15 protein-coding genes and 2 tRNA genes are annotated in these 16,338 nt (G+C 37.1%); 15 read left to right on the top strand and 2 right to left on the bottom strand.

Annotated elements, in window-relative coordinates; translation table 11 throughout:
- Positions 1-96: 96 nt before the first annotated feature.
- From bcaP to uvsE, 6 genes are all read left to right on the top strand, one after another.
- Complete coding sequence (bcaP, locus tag ACQVV1_RS15200; RefSeq protein ID WP_309259615.1) at positions 97-1,512, top strand: branched-chain amino acid transporter BcaP; 1,416 nt, start codon at positions 97-99, stop codon at positions 1,510-1,512.
- A gap of 108 nt (positions 1,513-1,620) precedes the next feature.
- Entirely contained in the window at positions 1,621-2,892 is a 1,272-nt protein-coding gene (locus tag ACQVV1_RS15195; protein ID WP_242256771.1) for an MDR family MFS transporter, read from the top strand.
- Positions 2,893-3,125: 233 nt separating this feature from the next.
- Positions 3,126-4,211, top strand: coding sequence for a D-alanine--D-alanine ligase (locus ACQVV1_RS15190; RefSeq protein WP_431169049.1), 1,086 nt, complete (start codon positions 3,126-3,128; stop codon positions 4,209-4,211).
- 60 nt (positions 4,212-4,271) lie between these two features.
- The gene (gene murF / locus ACQVV1_RS15185) at positions 4,272-5,648 is read left to right on the top strand and encodes a UDP-N-acetylmuramoyl-tripeptide--D-alanyl-D-alanine ligase (protein ID WP_431169048.1); all 1,377 of its coding nucleotides are present in this window, start codon (positions 4,272-4,274) and stop codon (positions 5,646-5,648) included.
- A gap of 305 nt (positions 5,649-5,953) precedes the next feature.
- Positions 5,954-7,567 (top strand): degradosome RNA helicase CshA, encoded by a 1,614-nt coding sequence (gene cshA / locus ACQVV1_RS15180; RefSeq protein WP_242256768.1) that lies wholly within the window; start codon positions 5,954-5,956, stop codon positions 7,565-7,567.
- A 93-nt stretch (positions 7,568-7,660) separates the two neighbouring features.
- On the top strand, positions 7,661-8,623 hold the full coding sequence (uvsE, locus tag ACQVV1_RS15175; protein WP_242256766.1) for a UV DNA damage repair endonuclease UvsE: 963 nt from the start codon (positions 7,661-7,663) through the stop codon (positions 8,621-8,623).
- On the opposite strand, the gene ACQVV1_RS15170 is transcribed toward uvsE, so the two are convergent.
- Positions 8,616-9,188 (bottom strand): rhomboid family intramembrane serine protease, encoded by a 573-nt coding sequence (locus ACQVV1_RS15170; protein ID WP_242256765.1) that lies wholly within the window; start codon positions 9,186-9,188, stop codon positions 8,616-8,618. The two genes, uvsE and ACQVV1_RS15170, sit on opposite strands and share 8 nt — an antisense overlap.
- A 91-nt stretch (positions 9,189-9,279) precedes the next feature.
- Between ACQVV1_RS15170 and acpS the strand changes: the two genes are divergently transcribed.
- The 6 genes from acpS (at position 9,280) to ACQVV1_RS15140 (ending at position 15,225) form a co-directional block, all read left to right on the top strand.
- A complete protein-coding gene (gene acpS, locus ACQVV1_RS15165) occupies positions 9,280-9,639 on the top strand; it encodes a holo-ACP synthase (protein WP_147808043.1) in 360 nt (119 codons plus the stop codon).
- A gap of 93 nt (positions 9,640-9,732) precedes the next feature.
- Positions 9,733-10,746, top strand: a complete 1,014-nt coding sequence (locus ACQVV1_RS15160) for a LolA family protein (protein WP_489752940.1) — start codon at positions 9,733-9,735, stop codon at positions 10,744-10,746.
- Between the two features lie 118 nt (positions 10,747-10,864).
- Positions 10,865-12,034 (top strand): alanine racemase, encoded by a 1,170-nt coding sequence (gene alr / locus ACQVV1_RS15155; RefSeq protein ID WP_063224376.1) that lies wholly within the window; start codon positions 10,865-10,867, stop codon positions 12,032-12,034.
- 311 nt (positions 12,035-12,345) lie between these two features.
- Entirely contained in the window at positions 12,346-12,633 is a 288-nt protein-coding gene (locus tag ACQVV1_RS15150; RefSeq protein WP_000004570.1) for an antitoxin EndoAI, read from the top strand.
- A gap of 4 nt (positions 12,634-12,637) precedes the next feature.
- Positions 12,638-12,988, top strand: coding sequence for a type II toxin-antitoxin system endoribonuclease NdoA (gene ndoA / locus ACQVV1_RS15145; protein WP_000635963.1), 351 nt, complete (start codon positions 12,638-12,640; stop codon positions 12,986-12,988).
- A gap of 68 nt (positions 12,989-13,056) precedes the next feature.
- A complete protein-coding gene (locus ACQVV1_RS15140; protein ID WP_242256762.1) occupies positions 13,057-15,225 on the top strand; it encodes a Tex family protein in 2,169 nt (722 codons plus the stop codon).
- Positions 15,226-15,282: 57 nt separating this feature from the next.
- Here ACQVV1_RS15140 and cmpA read toward each other — a convergent pair whose 3' ends face one another.
- Positions 15,283-15,399 (bottom strand): cortex morphogenetic protein CmpA, encoded by a 117-nt coding sequence (cmpA, locus tag ACQVV1_RS15135; protein ID WP_001143642.1) that lies wholly within the window; start codon positions 15,397-15,399, stop codon positions 15,283-15,285.
- Positions 15,400-15,594: 195 nt separating this feature from the next.
- Between cmpA and ACQVV1_RS15130 the strand changes: the two genes are divergently transcribed.
- From ACQVV1_RS15130 to ACQVV1_RS15120, 3 genes are all read left to right on the top strand, one after another.
- Entirely contained in the window at positions 15,595-16,053 is a 459-nt protein-coding gene (locus ACQVV1_RS15130; protein WP_063224374.1) for a SprT family protein, read from the top strand.
- 114 nt (positions 16,054-16,167) lie between these two features.
- Positions 16,168-16,242 (top strand) — tRNA-Asn (locus ACQVV1_RS15125).
- Between the two features lie 3 nt (positions 16,243-16,245).
- A tRNA-Ser gene (locus ACQVV1_RS15120) sits at positions 16,246-16,336 on the top strand.
- The last annotated feature ends 2 nt before the right edge of the window (positions 16,337-16,338 follow it).

Genomic DNA, 16,338 nt, shown 5'->3' with positions numbered 1-16,338 from the left:
ATTTCGACAAAAGTATTGACTGTGAAAAGTACTATGAGTAAAATGAAAAAGCGAATTAAAAATTTTCAGAAAATTTAAAACTTGGAGGAGCATGCTATGAAGCAAATTTTTCAAAAGAAGCCTCTTGCAAAGTTAATGCAAGAGAGTAAACAAAAGACGTTAGCAAGAACATTGGGCGCGCTAGATTTAACGATGCTTGGAATCGGGGCAATTGTTGGAACGGGTATTTTTGTTCTAACGGGCGTGGTAGCGGCGAAACATTCTGGACCAGCTATTATATTATCATTTGCGATAGCCGCGTTAGCCTGTGCCTTTGCTGCATTTTGTTATGCTGAATTCGCTTCTTCAGTTCCTGTCTCAGGCAGTGTGTATACGTACACATATGCGACGATGGGAGAAGTATTCGCATTTTTAATTGGATGGGACTTAATGCTTGAGTATTTACTTGCTACCTCAGCTGTGGCAAATGGTTGGTCCGCTTATTTCCAATCGTTATTAAAGGGATTTGGAATCCATATTCCTACCATTCTCTCCTCGGCCCCTGGTACAGGAAAGGGTGGAATAATTGACTTACCTGCGGTTCTAATTATTTTAGTGATGACTGTTCTTTTATCTAGAGGTGTTCGAGAAAGTGCACGTGTAAATAATATTATGGTATTTATTAAAATAGCGGTTGTTCTTATTTTTATCTTCGCTGGTTTTAATTATGTGAAACCTGAAAACTGGACGCCTTTTATGCCGTTTGGTTTAGATGGTGTAATGGCTGGAGCTGCTACAGTGTTCTTTGCCTTCATAGGGTTTGATGCAGTTTCGACGGCAGCAGAAGAAGTGAAACGCCCACAACGTGATTTACCAATTGGCATTATTGCATCTTTATTAATTTGTACGGTTCTTTATATTGTCGTTTCGCTTATTTTGACAGGAATTGTTCCATACGGACAGCTAAATATATCAGATCCAGTTGCTTTTGCACTTCAATTTATTGGACAAGATGGTTTAGCGGGAGTAATTTCAGTAGGAGCAATTACAGGAATTACAACTGTAATGCTAGTTATGATGTATGGGCAAGTACGTGTTTCGTATGCAATGAGTAGAGATGGATTATTGCCGAAACGTCTTGCTAAAGTTCACCCGAAATTTAAAACACCATTTTTAAATACGTGGACAACGGGAATTATTGCGGCACTGATTTCAGGATTAATAGATTTAAATGTATTAGCACATCTTGTAAATATGGGGACATTGTCAGCATTTGCACTCGTAGCTGTTGCTGTAATTGTAATGAGAAGAACTCATCCGGACTTACCGAGGGCATTTAAGGCGCCGCTTGTACCATTTTTACCAGCGTTAACAGTAATTTTTTGTTTATACTTAATGCTTCAATTATCCGGAACTGCTTGGATTAGTTTTGGGATATGGATGGTTATTGGTATTGCGGTTTACTTTTTATATAGCAGTAAACATAGTGCTTTAAATAATAGTAAAGAAGAAGAAGATGCAGCAAATCTATAAGTAGGAAAATCCATTCTAATTCTGTTAGAATGGATTTTTTTATTTGAAAATTTACATTTTTCTGAATTAGTTATAAGATAATTGTTGGCAAACGAAAGGGGTGAAATGATGAAAAATACGTGGCGTGAGTTAAGGGAGATGGACCGTAACGTATGGATTCGATTTATTGGAGAGACGTTAAATGGAATTGCGATGATGATGTTGATGCCTTTTTTTGCATTATATTTAAAAGATAAGGTAGATTCGTTATTGCAGGTCGGAGTGATTATGGCGCTTTCTCCAATTGCTGCAAGCTTTGGAGCAATTATAGGAGGAAGAATTGCTGATAAATATGGAAGAAAGCCAATTATGATATTTTCGATGGCGAGTAATGCGTTATTAATGCTCGGTTTTCTATTTATAGAAGGATTTATTCCATATGCGATTTTATCTATTTTTTTAGGATTAAGTAATTCTTTATTTCATCCAGCTGCATCAGCAATGGTTGCGGATGTAACAACGCCAGAAAAAAGAACTGAAGCATATGGTTTATTACGAATGGGGCACAATATAGGTGCTGCAATTGGCCCGATAATGGGCGCTTCAGTAGTTGTGTTGTCGAAGAACCTTGTGTTTATTATTGCTTCTTCTACGATGTTGTTTTATGCATTACTAGTATTCATTCTTATTCAAGAGACAATGCCGAAGAGCACGAATAACGAAGAGAATAAAGAAAAGGAATCAGGAGCAGTGTGGAAAATTGTATTGCGAGATAAGGCGCTAATGATTTATTTATTAGCGGGTATCATTATTTCGATGGGATTTTCTCAAACAGAAGGTATGTTACCACTGCACTTTGATAATGAAATGAAAGGTATTTTTGGAACTAACAATCCATATCCATATTTAATGGCTTTAAATGGACTATTAGTTGTGTTGTTCCAATTTCAAATTTCAAAATGGGCCACAGATAAACCTGTCGGAAAGACGATGTTATATGGTGCATGTTTGTTCGGGATTGGTTTATTCTTTATAGGATGGTTACCGAAGTGGTTTGGAGAATTCGATATAAATGCTACAGTTATTTTAATTACATTAATGTTCGTTTATGCCATATATACACTAGGTGAGATGATCATGTCGCCTGTACAGATGACGTTTGTAGCGAATTTGGCCCCTGAGCATTTGAGAGGGACTTATATGGGAGCTGCAAGTTTACAGTGGATTACAGGAAGTGCATTCGGTCCACTTCTTGGAGGTTTTTTGCTAGATCGATTACTTGGGCACCTTCTCTTTACAATTTTAGCTGTAGGATGTGTAATTGCAGGTGTTGTATATGTTTCTTTAGATCGTCTCGTTGAACAAAGGCAAAAAAGCACATTAACCAAACGATCTTCTTAACGAGTAGATGATATACACGAAAAGGGGATTTCTACATATTTTAGGTACAGAACTAAATTGGGTTGCAATTTTATATATTTATGAAAAAAGATAAGTGGAAAAAGTATAGAAAACCAATAAGTGGTGTCATTTAATTATTTGTGGAAGTTACATTTTATTTCAAATAGGAACTACCTATTTTTATAAAAAGTGCTAAAATAGAAAAATGAAAACAATTGGTTAGGGTGATTTCAGTGACAAAAATTAAATTAGGTTTATTATACGGTGGAAAATCAGCTGAGCATCAAGTTTCGCTACAAACGGCTCTTGCTGCTATTAAAGCATTAAATCAAGATAAATTCGAGATTCATCCAATTTATATTACAGAACAAGGTCAATGGGTACGCGGTGAGCGTATTGAAGGTGAAGTAACAGATGTTGAAGTTCTAAAAATGAGCGGTGCAGAAAATGCGATTTCTCCGTTATCATTAAGTACAGAAATTATTCCATCTGCAGCTTCTGAGAAAAATGCTATCGACGTTATATTCCCATTACTGCATGGACCGAATGGTGAAGATGGAACGGTTCAAGGATTATTAGAATTAATGAACATTCCTTATGTAGGAAATGGTGTTCTAGCATCTGCTGCAGGTATGGATAAAGTTGTTATGAAAAACATCTTTGCAGAGGCTGGATTGAAACAAGCAAAATATGCATCATTCATTCGTAGCGCATGGGAAAAAGATCGTGAAACAGCATATGAAAAAGTAGAAGAAGTATTAGGATATCCTTGCTTCGTAAAACCAGCAAACCTTGGTTCAAGTGTTGGTATTAATAAGTGTAAAAATCGTGAAGAGCTTGAGAATGCATTTGAAGAGGCATTCCAATTTGACCGTAAAATTATTGTAGAAGAGAATATTGTTGGACGTGAAGTAGAAGTGGGTGTACTAGGTAATGATGAACCGAAATGTTCAGTTGTAGGTGAAATCGTACCGAAAAAAGACTTCTATGATTATAAGTCGAAATATATTGATGGCGATACAGCGTTAATTATTCCAGCTGAAATGACAGAAGAAGAGTCTAATGTTATTAAGCGAGATGCGATTATTGCGTTCCAATCGTTAGATGGTGCTGGATTAACACGAGCTGATTTCTTCTTAACGAAAGATGGAGAAGTATACATTAACGAAGTAAATACAATGCCAGGATTTACGCCGTTTAGTATGTTCCCTCTACTATGGCAACATACTGGATTACCGTATCCGGAATTAATTGAAGAGCTAATCGGTTTAGCAATTGAGCGTCACGAAGAAAAACAAAAAATTAAATATACAATCTAACAAAAAAGGAGGAGGCACTATTCGCAGGAATAGTGCTTCCTCTATGTAAGGAGTGTTTTTATGATAAATCGAACGTTAAAACAAGTAGAACAGATGGTAAATGGTACGGGATTAGCAGAGCGATATGAGGGAATTACTATACAAGGAGTGTCTATTGATACAAGAAAAATCGAAAAAGGAAACCTATATGTTCCGATTCAAGGTGAACGTTTCGATGGACATGCTTTTGTAGATAAAGCTGTTGAAAATGGAGCTGTTGCTACATTGTGGATGAAAGATGTAGCAAATCCACCTGAGAATCTTCCAGTTATTCTTGTAGAAGACACGCTATCGGCATTACAATTGTTAGCGAAAAGCTATCGCGATCAATTGGATGTTAAAGTTGTTGGTGTGACAGGTAGTAACGGTAAAACATCTACAAAAGATATTGTAACAAGTCTTCTTGCAACTAAATTCAAAGTTCAAAAAACAGAAGGAAACTTCAATAACCATATCGGGTTACCTCTTACTATTTTAAACTTAGAAGAAAATACAGAAGTAGCTGTATTAGAAATGGGTATGTCAAGCCGAGGGGAAATTGAATTCTTATCTAAGTTAGCTCGTCCAAATGCAGCTATCATTACAAACATTGGTGAGGCACACTTAATGGACTTAGGCTCTCGCGAGGCGATTGCTGAAGCAAAATTAGAAATTGTGACAGGATTACAAGAAGGTGGAGTATTCGTATATAACGGAGATGAGCCATTATTGACAAATCGTGTTCCTGAAATGAATTTAATAGCTGAAACAGTTACGTTTGGTGATGCTAGAGCAAATGATTATTATCCAACAACTGTAACATTACAGGCGACCGGGACCCATTTTAAGATGAATAGAGACGAAAATACTTCATTCTACTTACCAGTGTTAGGAAAACATAATGTGTATAACACACTTGCTTCAATGGCAATTGCGAAACATTTTGGTGTAACGTGGGAAGAAATGAAACAAGGTTTAGTCACACTTCAAATGACAGGCATGCGTATGGAAATTGTAAAAACAGATAGTGGATTAACAATTATCAATGATGCTTACAATGCAAGTCCGACAGCCATGGAAGCAGCATTCCACCTAATGAATGGTTTAGATGGATTTGCTAAAAAAATTGTCGTGCTAGGTGATATGTTAGAGCTTGGAGATCAAGAAGTACAGTTTCATTATGAAGTAGGTAAATTAATCGATCCAGCAAAGGTTTCATACGTATTCACATGTGGTAAATTAGGGGCTCAAATTGCTGAAGGAGCGAAAATTAATTTCCCTAATGAACGTGTAAAGGCGTATGATAATAAAGAAGAGTTAGTAAAAGAGTTGCAAACAGTAGTCGATGCGAAAGATGTTGTATTAGTAAAAGCATCTCGTGGTATGAAATTAGAAGAAGTAATTACGATGTTGAAATAATTGGTGTATATAAACAGGGATGATAGCCACGAAAATAGAAGAAACTTATAATAAGCGCTTACAGTAAATATAAAAAAATAAAAGTGAAGAAAAAAACTCTGAATATGAAAATAAGGTAACAGTTGGGTTTGCTTTTTACACATACAAAACTTATAATTGATAAAGTGTAATAACGTTTAGAAGTATTTTCGCGAAGAATATACGCCCGTTTATATACGTGAGCATTCAGGAAAAGGGCTTTTCCGCAAATTCGGAAAACGCCTTTTTTTAAATGATAAGTATAGGATAGAAAAGGAGAAGTAACATTGACAACATTTCGAGAATTAGGATTAAGTGAGTCTTTACTGCAATCTGTTGAAAGCATGGGCTTTGAAGAGGCTACGCCGATTCAAGCTGAAACAATTCCACATGCATTGCAAGGTAAAGATATTATTGGGCAAGCACAAACAGGTACAGGGAAAACAGCAGCATTCGGATTACCGCTATTAGATAAAGTGGATACAAATAAAGAAGCAGTTCAAGGTATTGTTATCGCGCCAACGCGTGAATTAGCAATTCAGGTTGGAGAAGAGCTATACAAAATTGGTAAACATAAACGTGTTCGTATTCTACCAATTTATGGTGGTCAAGATATTAACCGCCAAATTCGTGCTCTAAAAAAACACCCACACATTATTGTTGGTACGCCGGGTCGTATTTTAGATCATATTAACCGTAAAACACTTCGTTTACAAAACGTTGAGACTGTTGTTCTTGATGAAGCGGATGAAATGTTAAACATGGGCTTCATTGAAGATATTGAAGCGATTTTAACAGATGTGCCAGAAACACATCAAACATTATTATTCTCAGCGACAATGCCAGATCCAATCCGTCGTATTGCTGAGCGTTTCATGACTGAGCCTCAACACATTAAAGTAAAAGCAAAAGAAGTAACAATGCCAAACATTCAGCAGTTCTATTTAGAAGTGCAAGAAAAGAAAAAGTTTGACGTGTTAACACGCTTACTAGATATTCAATCTCCAGAGCTTGCAATCGTATTCGGTCGTACAAAGCGTCGTGTTGATGAATTATCAGAAGCATTAAATTTACGTGGTTATGCAGCAGAAGGTATTCATGGTGACTTAACACAGGCGAAACGTATGTCTGTATTACGTAAATTTAAAGAAGGTGCTATTGAAGTTCTTGTTGCAACAGACGTTGCTGCACGTGGTCTTGATATTTCAGGCGTAACACACGTATACAACTTCGATATCCCACAAGATCCAGAATCATACGTTCACCGTATCGGTCGTACTGGCCGTGCAGGTAAAAAAGGTATTGCAATGTTATTTGTAACACCACGTGAATCAGGACAATTAAAAAATATCGAGCGTACAACAAAACGTAAAGTTGACCGTATGGAAGCACCGACACTTGACGAGGCATTAGAAGGTCAACAACGTTTAATCGCTGAAAAGCTTCAAAGCACAATCCAAAATGAGAACTTAGCATACTACAAGCGTATTGCAGAAGAAATGTTAGAAGAGAATGATTCTGTAACAGTAGTAGCTGCTGCTTTAAAAATGATGACAAAAGAGCCGGATACAACTCCAATCGCTTTAACATCAGAACCACCAGTTGTTTCAAGAGGTGGCGGTTCTAAAAAACGCGGCGGCAACGGAGGCGGATACCGTGATGGTAACCGTAATCGTAGTCGTGATGGACGCGGTGGTGGCGATGGCCGTAACCGTGATCGTAATCGTGATGGACGCGGCGGTGGAGATGGCCGTAACCGTGATCGTGATCGCAATCGTGATGGTAACCGTGATCGTAATCGTGATGGCGGTAGCCGTGGTCGTAAAGGTGAAGGTCAAGGTCGCCCTGGATCTTCAAATGGACGCGGGGAAAGAAAACATCATAGCCGTCCGCAAGCTTAATAAAAAAAGAGAATGCCCTTTGCCGGCATTCTCTTTTTTTATTTCTCTAATTGTACATACTACATAATAACTTGTGTAGAAAAGAGGTGTTACATGCTTGTAAGACTTGGGTATGTCGCGATGAGTGTACATTTAAAGAATGCGTCTCCATCTCAAACGATGACGTACGCGCAGTTTCAAAAAATAGATGATCGGGAAGCAGCGATTCGTAAACTTGAAAGAATTGCTAATTCGAATTTGGAAAACTGTTTACGACTATTAAAGCATAATAAAGGACATGACATATCGTTCTTTCGACTTAGTTCCAAGTTGATTCCTTTAGCAAATCATGAGGAGTTGTTAGATTGGAACTACATTCGTCCATTGAAAGAAAATTTAAAAGTGCTAGGTGAATACGCAATTCGTATGAACATGCGAATTGATTTCCATCCAGATCATTTTGTCGTACTGAATTCACCTGAAGAGAGTATTTTTAAACAATCCGTAAAGACATTGCAGATGCATAAAAAATTATTAAAAGGTATGGGGATTGAACATAAACAGAGGTGTGTATTACATGTGGGTGGAGGTTATAAAGATAAGGAACTTGCATTAGAACGTTTTATAGAAAATTGGTCGAGTGTTCCGAGAGGTATTCAAGAGATGGTCATATTAGAAAATGATGACACGACCTTTTCTTTAGAAGAAACATTGTATTTAGGTGAGAAGTTAGATATTCCAGTCGTGTTTGATTTGCATCACCACATGATGAATAATAATCAAGAAGATTGGCATGAAAATTGGGCGCGTGTTGTACATACGTGGGAATCGTCTTTGTTACCGGTGAAAATGCACATTTCTAGTCCTAGAGAGGGAAAAGACCCGAGAGCACATGCAGACTTTATTGATGTGGATACTTTTTTATCTTTTTTAAAAAGGATAGAGGGAAGTGTTCCGCAAATTGATTGTATGATTGAGGCGAAGAAGAAAGATGAGTCTTTATTTCAACTCATGAGAGATTTAAGTAAACAAACAGGTGTGGAAATTGTCGATGGTGCGAGCTTCTATATTAAATAAGCTCTGCACCATCGAGTTTTTTTGTTAATAAAGGGGTGCAAATACCACCAATGATCAATCCTGTTAAATGGCTGATAGGATTAGCAGAGGGATTGAAGAAAGTGAATAGTAGTAATATACATATCATGATTGAAAAAATAGCAATGTCTCTCGGATTGGAAGAACGATAACGACTATACAATAGAAATAATTGTGCACCTAGCAATCCGAAAATACTGCCAGATGCCCCGGCATGAATATATTCAAGAGGCATAATAAGATAAGTAGAAATATTTCCGAGAATACCAGAAAGAAAAAAAATAATGATGAAAGAAAAGTGCCCAAGTTGTTTTTCAATAGAAGAGCCAAGCACGAATAAACAAATACTATTAGCAAGAAAATGTTGTAAGTCTACATGTACAAGCAGAGAAGTTATGAGACGCCACCATTCTCCTTTAGCGATATATTCATTATAGGCTGCCATAGGAAAGAGGAAAAAATCGGCTAACATAATCATGATTAATTGTATAAGAAGTAAAGCGATGACAATTGGTTGTAAGGAAATGCGGGCAGATGGTATTAGCATGGGTGAGTATCACTCCTTTTGCATCAGAAAGATTCTCTGTTATTCTTACAATATGAAAAAAGAAAGCTAAATAGAAGAAGGGGAGTTTGAAATGATTGTAGGGATTGGAATCGATATTATTGAATTAAATCGAATTGAAAAAATGCTAGATGGAAAGCTAAAATTTATGGAACGTATTTTAACTGAAAGTGAGCGGAATGTCGCTAAGGAGCTGAAGGGAAGTCGCCTTACAGAGTTTGTAGCTGGAAGATTTGCAGCGAAAGAGGCGTATTCAAAGGCAGTAGGAACTGGCATTGGGAAAGAAGTGAGTTTTTTAGATATCGAGGTAAAAAATGATGATAGAGGTAAACCGATCCTTATTACAAGTACAGAGCATATTGTTCATTTATCAATTAGTCATAGTAAGGAATTTGCTGTTGCTCAAGTTGTTTTAGAAAGCTCGTCACGCTAGTCTGCATATTTTATACCTTTGTCTCATATATTTGAGGTAGCGATAAGGAAGGCACATCTTCCATTCATTTATAGGGGCAAAGGGGCTGAAGTGATGAAAAGGCGTCTGTTTTTAGTTCTTGTCGGTTTATTAACCGTTTTTGTGTTGGGCGGTTGTATGGAAAAGAAACAAGATGATGTTGTGAGAGATTTAGAGGCGAAAGTAAAAGGGATGAAAAGTTATCAAGCTGAAGCAAAATTATCTATTAAAACAGGGAATGAGCCTCAGGAGTATAAGGTAGAAATATGGCATAAGGAACCTTCTTTTTATCGTGTGAATTTGCAGAATGCGAAAAAGGATCAGAGCCAAATTATTTTAAGAAATGAAGAAGGTGTATTTGTATTAACGCCAGCGCTTAATAAGAGTTTCCGTTTCCAAAGTGATTGGCCGCAAAATAGTAGCCAGGCTTATTTATATGAATCCCTTGTGAGAGATATTTTGCAAGATAAGAAAAACCTTACTTTTGCAAAAACAGATAAGTATTATATTTTTAAAACAAAAACAAACTATCAGCATCAAAACATGTTGCCAAGACAAGAGATTACATTGAAGAAAAGTGATTTAACACCAGTTTCCGTGAAGTTAATGGATAATGATCAAAATGTTCTTGTGAAGGTAGACTTCTCTAAAGTGAAATTCGATGCGAAATTTGATAAAGGTGCATTTGATACGAAACAAAATATGTCTAGAGCGCAAGTAGATGTTCAAACAACGGCAAAAGAAGACAAACCATTTGCTATTTTGTATCCACGTGATACGCCGCAAGGTATGACTTTGAAAGACGAAAAAGAGTTGAAGACAGACAGTGGCAAGCGTGCGATACTCACATACACTGGAAGTAAGAAATCCTTTACTTTAATACAAGAAAAGGCAAAAGTTGCAGAGGCGTCGTCAGCTATCAGTGTAAGTGGAGAATTGGTTGATCTTGGATTCACGATTGGAGCGTTGACGAAAGACTCTTTAACGTGGTCGCATAACGGAGTAGAATATATGCTCGTGTCTAAAGGTTTAGAGCCGAAGGAGCTATTAATGGTTGCTCGTTCAGTTACAGAGAAGCAGGTGAAGTAAACTTCTTAGACGTGGTGATATATGTGCACCACGTCTTTTCTTAGTTTGAAGGGTGGATTTCATAAAAGAAGCATATAAAAGAATAAGCTTCGCATATCGTGTATAAGGAAGTGTATTTATGGAAGAAGCACCATTTTACCGTGACACTTGGGTGGAAGTGGATTTAGATGCGATCTATAACAATATTACACACATTAAAAATTTCATTCCAAGTGATGTAGAGATTTTTGCTGTAGTTAAGGCTAATGCATATGGACACGATTATGTACCTGTAGCTAAAACGGCATTAGAAGCAGGGGCGACAAGGTTAGCGGTTGCCTTTTTAGATGAAGCTTTAGTGCTTCGAAGGGCTGGTATTACTGTGCCAATTTTAGTATTAGGTCCTTCTCCGCCTCGTGATGTCAATGTAGCTGCTGAAAATGATGTAGCGTTAACTGTTTATCAAAAAGAATGGGTGGAAGAAGCAATCAAACTTTGGGATGGTTCGTCTACGATGAAATACCATATTAATTTCGATAGTGGTATGGGGAGAATTGGAATACGCGAACGCAAAGAATTAAAAGGATTTTTAAAGAGCTTAGAAGGTGCACCATTCTTAGAATTAGAAGGAGTTTATACACATTTTGCAACAGCAGATGAGGTGGAGACTTCTTATTTTGATAAGCAATATAACACGTTTTTGCAGCAGTTAAGTTGGTTGAAAGAATTCGGAGTGGATCCTAAGTTTGTCCATACAGCTAATAGTGCTGCAACGCTACGCTTTCAAGGGATTACATTTAATGCAGTACGAATTGGCATTGCGATGTATGGGTTATCCCCGTCTGTAGAAATACGCCCCTTTTTACCGTTTAAATTAGAACCGGCGTTATCACTGCATACGAAGGTTGCTCATATTAAACAGGTGATTAAAGGGGATGGGATTAGTTATAACGTCACGTACCGAACGAAAACCGAAGAATGGATTGCAACCGTTGCAATTGGATATGCAGATGGATGGCTTAGAAGATTACAAGGATTTGAAGTGCTTGTAAATGGTAAAAGGGTACCGATTGTAGGTCGAGTAACAATGGATCAATTCATGATACACCTTCCTTGTGAAGTGCCGCTTGGTACGAAAGTTACACTCATTGGAAGACAAGGTGATGAGTATATCAGTGCTACTGAGGTTGCTGAATATTCCGGGACTATTAATTATGAAATTATTGCAACGATAAGCTTCCGGGTGCCGAGAATATTTATACGGCACGGTAAGGTTGTAGAAGTAATCAATTATTTGAACAATATATAGAAGGTAGTATGATCTGCTTCTTTTCATTTGTGAGGACTGTTCATTGGTTAAGAATAAGTTCATTTTTTGACGAGAAGCTTTTTACTTATCATTACTTTTAACATAATTTAACGTGAATTTTGCTAAGAAACTCTTCCGTTTCTTGTTTGTGATGAGATAAAAAATAAAAGAATATGAATGTTTTGTTTGTGAATTGGAAAACATAAGCAAGGAATAAGGAAGTCTTTGCAACAGGCTCCATACAATGGTATTATTACAATAGGTGTCATATATATATTTGGGTGTGTAGTTGACGGTGGAGGTGTATTTTTGTGTCCGAATCAAGTGTAACTACTGAAATCGTGGTTCGGTTGCCAAAGCAAATGGTAACGGAATTGGACGGAATTGGAAAACAAGAGAATAAGAATCGCCATGAACTAATTTGCCAGGCAACACAACTGTTATTGCGTCAACATAAGACGAAGAAACGCTACCAACATGAATCAATGCGACGTGGGTACATTGAAATGGGAAAAATTAATCTTGGTATTGCATCTGAAGCTTTCTTAGCAGAGTATGAAGCAGCTCATACAGTAGAACGCTTAGTTAGCGGGGGGTAATATTTTGATTGTAAAACGCGGCGACGTGTATTTTGCAGACCTTTCCCCAGTTGTTGGTTCTGAGCAAGGAGGCGTTCGTCCGGTTCTTGTCATTCAAAATGACATCGGAAATCGTTTTAGTCCAACGGTGATTGTAGCGGCTATTACTGCACAGATTCAAAAAGCGAAATTACCCACTCATGTGGAAATTGATGCGAAAAAGTACGGTTTTGAGAGAGATTCTGTTATTTTACTTGAGCAGATTCGAACAATCGATAAGCAGCGCTTAACGGACAAAATCACTCACTTAGATGAAGTGATGATGATTCGTGTAGATGAAGCGCTACAAATTAGTTTAGGACTAATAGATTTTTAAATCGGCAGTTTAAGTTGCTCTCCTTGCAGGGCAACTTTTTTTTATTATAGAGGAGGTTACGGTTGTATATGGAAATGGTAGATAATCGACAAGCGTTAATGAAAATGTTAGTGAAGGAATTAGGCTTTACCGAAAAGCAAGTTCGTCATGTTATTCAATTAACAGAAGAAGGTAACACAGTTCCATTTATTGCTCGTTACCGAAAAGAATGGACAGGCTCTTTAGATGAAGTGCAAATTCGTACAATTTTAGAGAGATGGCAATATATGATGCAGCTTGAAGATAGGAAAGAAGAGGTTCTTCGTCTTATTGATGAGAAGGGAAAACTGACAGGAGAATTACGTCAGCAAATTGTGAAAGCTACAAAGTTGCAAGAAGTAGAAGATTTATATCGTCCATATAAAGAGAAGAGAAGAACGAAAGCAACGATTGCAAAAGAAAAAGGATTAGAGCCATTAGCTGAATGGTTATTGTTATATAAGAAAGAAGATCCAAATCAGAAGGCAATGGAGTTTATTAATGCAGAGAAAGAAGTGCAATCTGCAGAAGAAGCATTACAAGGTGCCCAAGACATTATTGCAGAAATTGTTTCGGATGAAGCGGCATATCGTAGTTGGATTCGCAATACAACTTTCCGAAAAGGAATTATGTCTTCATCTGTAAAAGATAAAGAGAAAGATGAAAAGAATATATATGAAATGTATTACAGCTATGAAGAGCCTTTACAGAAAGTAGTGCCGCATCGTGTATTAGCGATGAATCGTGGTGAGAAAGAAGATATATTGAGAGTTTCTGTTGTTCCGCCAGTAGATGAGATAGTAACTTTCTTATATAAGAAGGTCATTCGTGATAACGATTCTAAAAGTGCACATTATGTACAGTTAGCGATTGAAGATGGCTATAAGCGATTAATTCAATCCTCGATTGAAAGAGAAATCCGAAAAGAATTAACAGAAACAGCTGAGGAACAAGCGATACATATTTTCTCTGAGAACTTGCGTAACTTATTATTACAACCTCCAATGAAAGGGAAAGTAGTGCTAGCTGTAGACCCTGCATATAGAACGGGTTGTAAATTATCTGTTGTAGATGATACGGGGAAAGTTCTATATATTGATGTTATTTATCCGCATCCACCAGTTCGTAAATATGAAGATGCAAAAACGAAAGTTCTTTCTATTATAGATAAATATCAAGTTGAAATGATTGCAATTGGGAATGGTACAGCTTCTAGAGAAACGGAAGAATTTATAGTTGATGTATTACAAAATGTGAAACGAGAAGTCTTCTATATTATTGTGAACGAAGCTGGTGCGAGTGTATATTCAGCTTCCGATTTAGCTCGTGAGGAATTTCCGAATTTACAGGTTGAAGAAAGAAGTGCTGTTTCTATTGGGAGACGTCTGCAAGATCCACTTGCTGAACTTGTGAAAATTGACCCTAAATCAGTTGGGGTTGGACAATACCAACACGATGTATCTCAAAAGAGATTGAATGAATCATTAACATTTGTAGTAGAGACGGCAGTTAACCAAGTCGGTGTGAATGTAAATACGGCTTCAGTTGCGTTGTTGCAATATGTTTCGGGTTTATCGAAAACTGTTGCGAAAAATATTGTGGCAAAGCGTGAAGAAGAAGGGAAATTTACAAAACGAACAGACTTAAAGAAAATACCGCGTCTAGGTGCGAAGACATATGAGCAATGCGTAGGTTTCTTACGTATATTAGAAGGGACAAATCCGTTAGACCGAACGGGTATTCATCCAGAACAATATAAAAATGTTGAATTGTTATTGAAGAGTCTAGGACTATCAAAAGATGACGTAGGACAACCTCAGTTACAAAAGAGTTTAGAAGAAGTAGAGATTTCTAAGTTGTCCCAAGAAACGGGAATTGGGGAACCGACATTGGTTGATATTATAGATGCACTCATTAGTCCAGAGCGAGACATGAGGGATGAGTTGCCTAAACCACTTCTGAAAAAAGGAATTTTGAAATTAGAAGATTTAAAACGTGGTATGGAGCTGGAAGGAACGGTTCGTAACGTTGTTGATTTTGGTGCTTTTGTTGATGTTGGTGTAAAGCAAGATGGTTTAGTGCATATTTCTAAATTAAGCACACAGTATGTGAAGCATCCGTTAGATATTGTATCTGTCGGACAAATTGTAAAGGTATGGGTAGATGATATTGATACGAAAAAAGGTCGTGTCGCATTATCCATGTTGCCGATTGAATAATAAGAGAAGAGAGCAGATAAAACTGCTCTTTTTTTATGGAATAGAAAGTGTAATGGATTATGAGCTTTGATGTATTTTGCTATAATAAAACCAGCATTCATTTAGTAATTTAATTTGATACCGGTTTTTTTCAAAATATGCGCGTTGCATTTGTTTTTTTAGCCACGTAGGCATAGGAATCCCTCCTTGTTTAATCCTACTCTCATAAATATAAGGTACTATTGATGAGAGGTTGGTGAGTGGATTTCTATTCATGCTATGTTTTTAGAAACCACGCTTCTTGAATGAGGATGGGTATATGTACTATTTAATATATGTATAAGAGAGGAGAAAAGTGTAAAAATATTTTTTTGTTTAGGAGGAATGAAAATGGATGAGCAAGAAATACAGCGGTTGGTGGAAGAAGTATCGATACAATACTTCGGAATGCCATTTTTACATAAAGCTATGTTCAATAGTAGGCTGCGTACAACTGGTGGACGTTATCTATTGAAGAGTCACAATATTGAACTGAATTATCGATATTACGAAATGTATGGGGAAGAAGAATTAGTCGGGATCGTTAAACATGAACTTTGTCATTATCACTTGCATATTACAGGAAGAGGATATAAGCACCGAGATAGGGATTTTCGCGAACTGTTAAAAGAAGTCGGTGCCCCCCGTTTTTGTAAACGAATGATGAATGAAGAGAAGGGAAAAAAGATTTATATGTATGAATGTATGGAGTGTTTGCTTCAATATGTAAGAAGACGTCAAATTAATACAAAAAGATATGTCTGCGGAAAGTGTAAAGGAAAACTAATTCTGATAAAGAAAATATCTTGACAGTGAAAACGCAATCCAGTATATTATAAACATGTCACGTTTGTACAAGATGTTGTGAAAAAACATCTTGACTTACAATGAGAAATTTTATAAGATACAAATTGTCTTCATTATTCCGCAGTAGCTCAGTGGTAGAGCTATCGGCTGTTAACCGATCGGTCGTAGGTTCGAGTCCTACCTGCGGAGCCATACAGAGAAGTACCCAAGTGGCTCAAGGGGCTCCCCTGCTAAGGGAGTAGATCGCGAACGCGGTGCGAGGGTTCGAATCCCTTCTTCTCTGCCATA

Origin of the sequence: Bacillus basilensis (assembly GCF_050630465.1) — a bacterium.
Lineage (GTDB): Bacteria > Bacillota > Bacilli > Bacillales > Bacillaceae_G > Bacillus_A > Bacillus_A basilensis.
The sequence above is the reverse complement of the archived record's forward strand: the minus strand, read 5'-3'. Positions and strand labels throughout refer to the sequence as shown.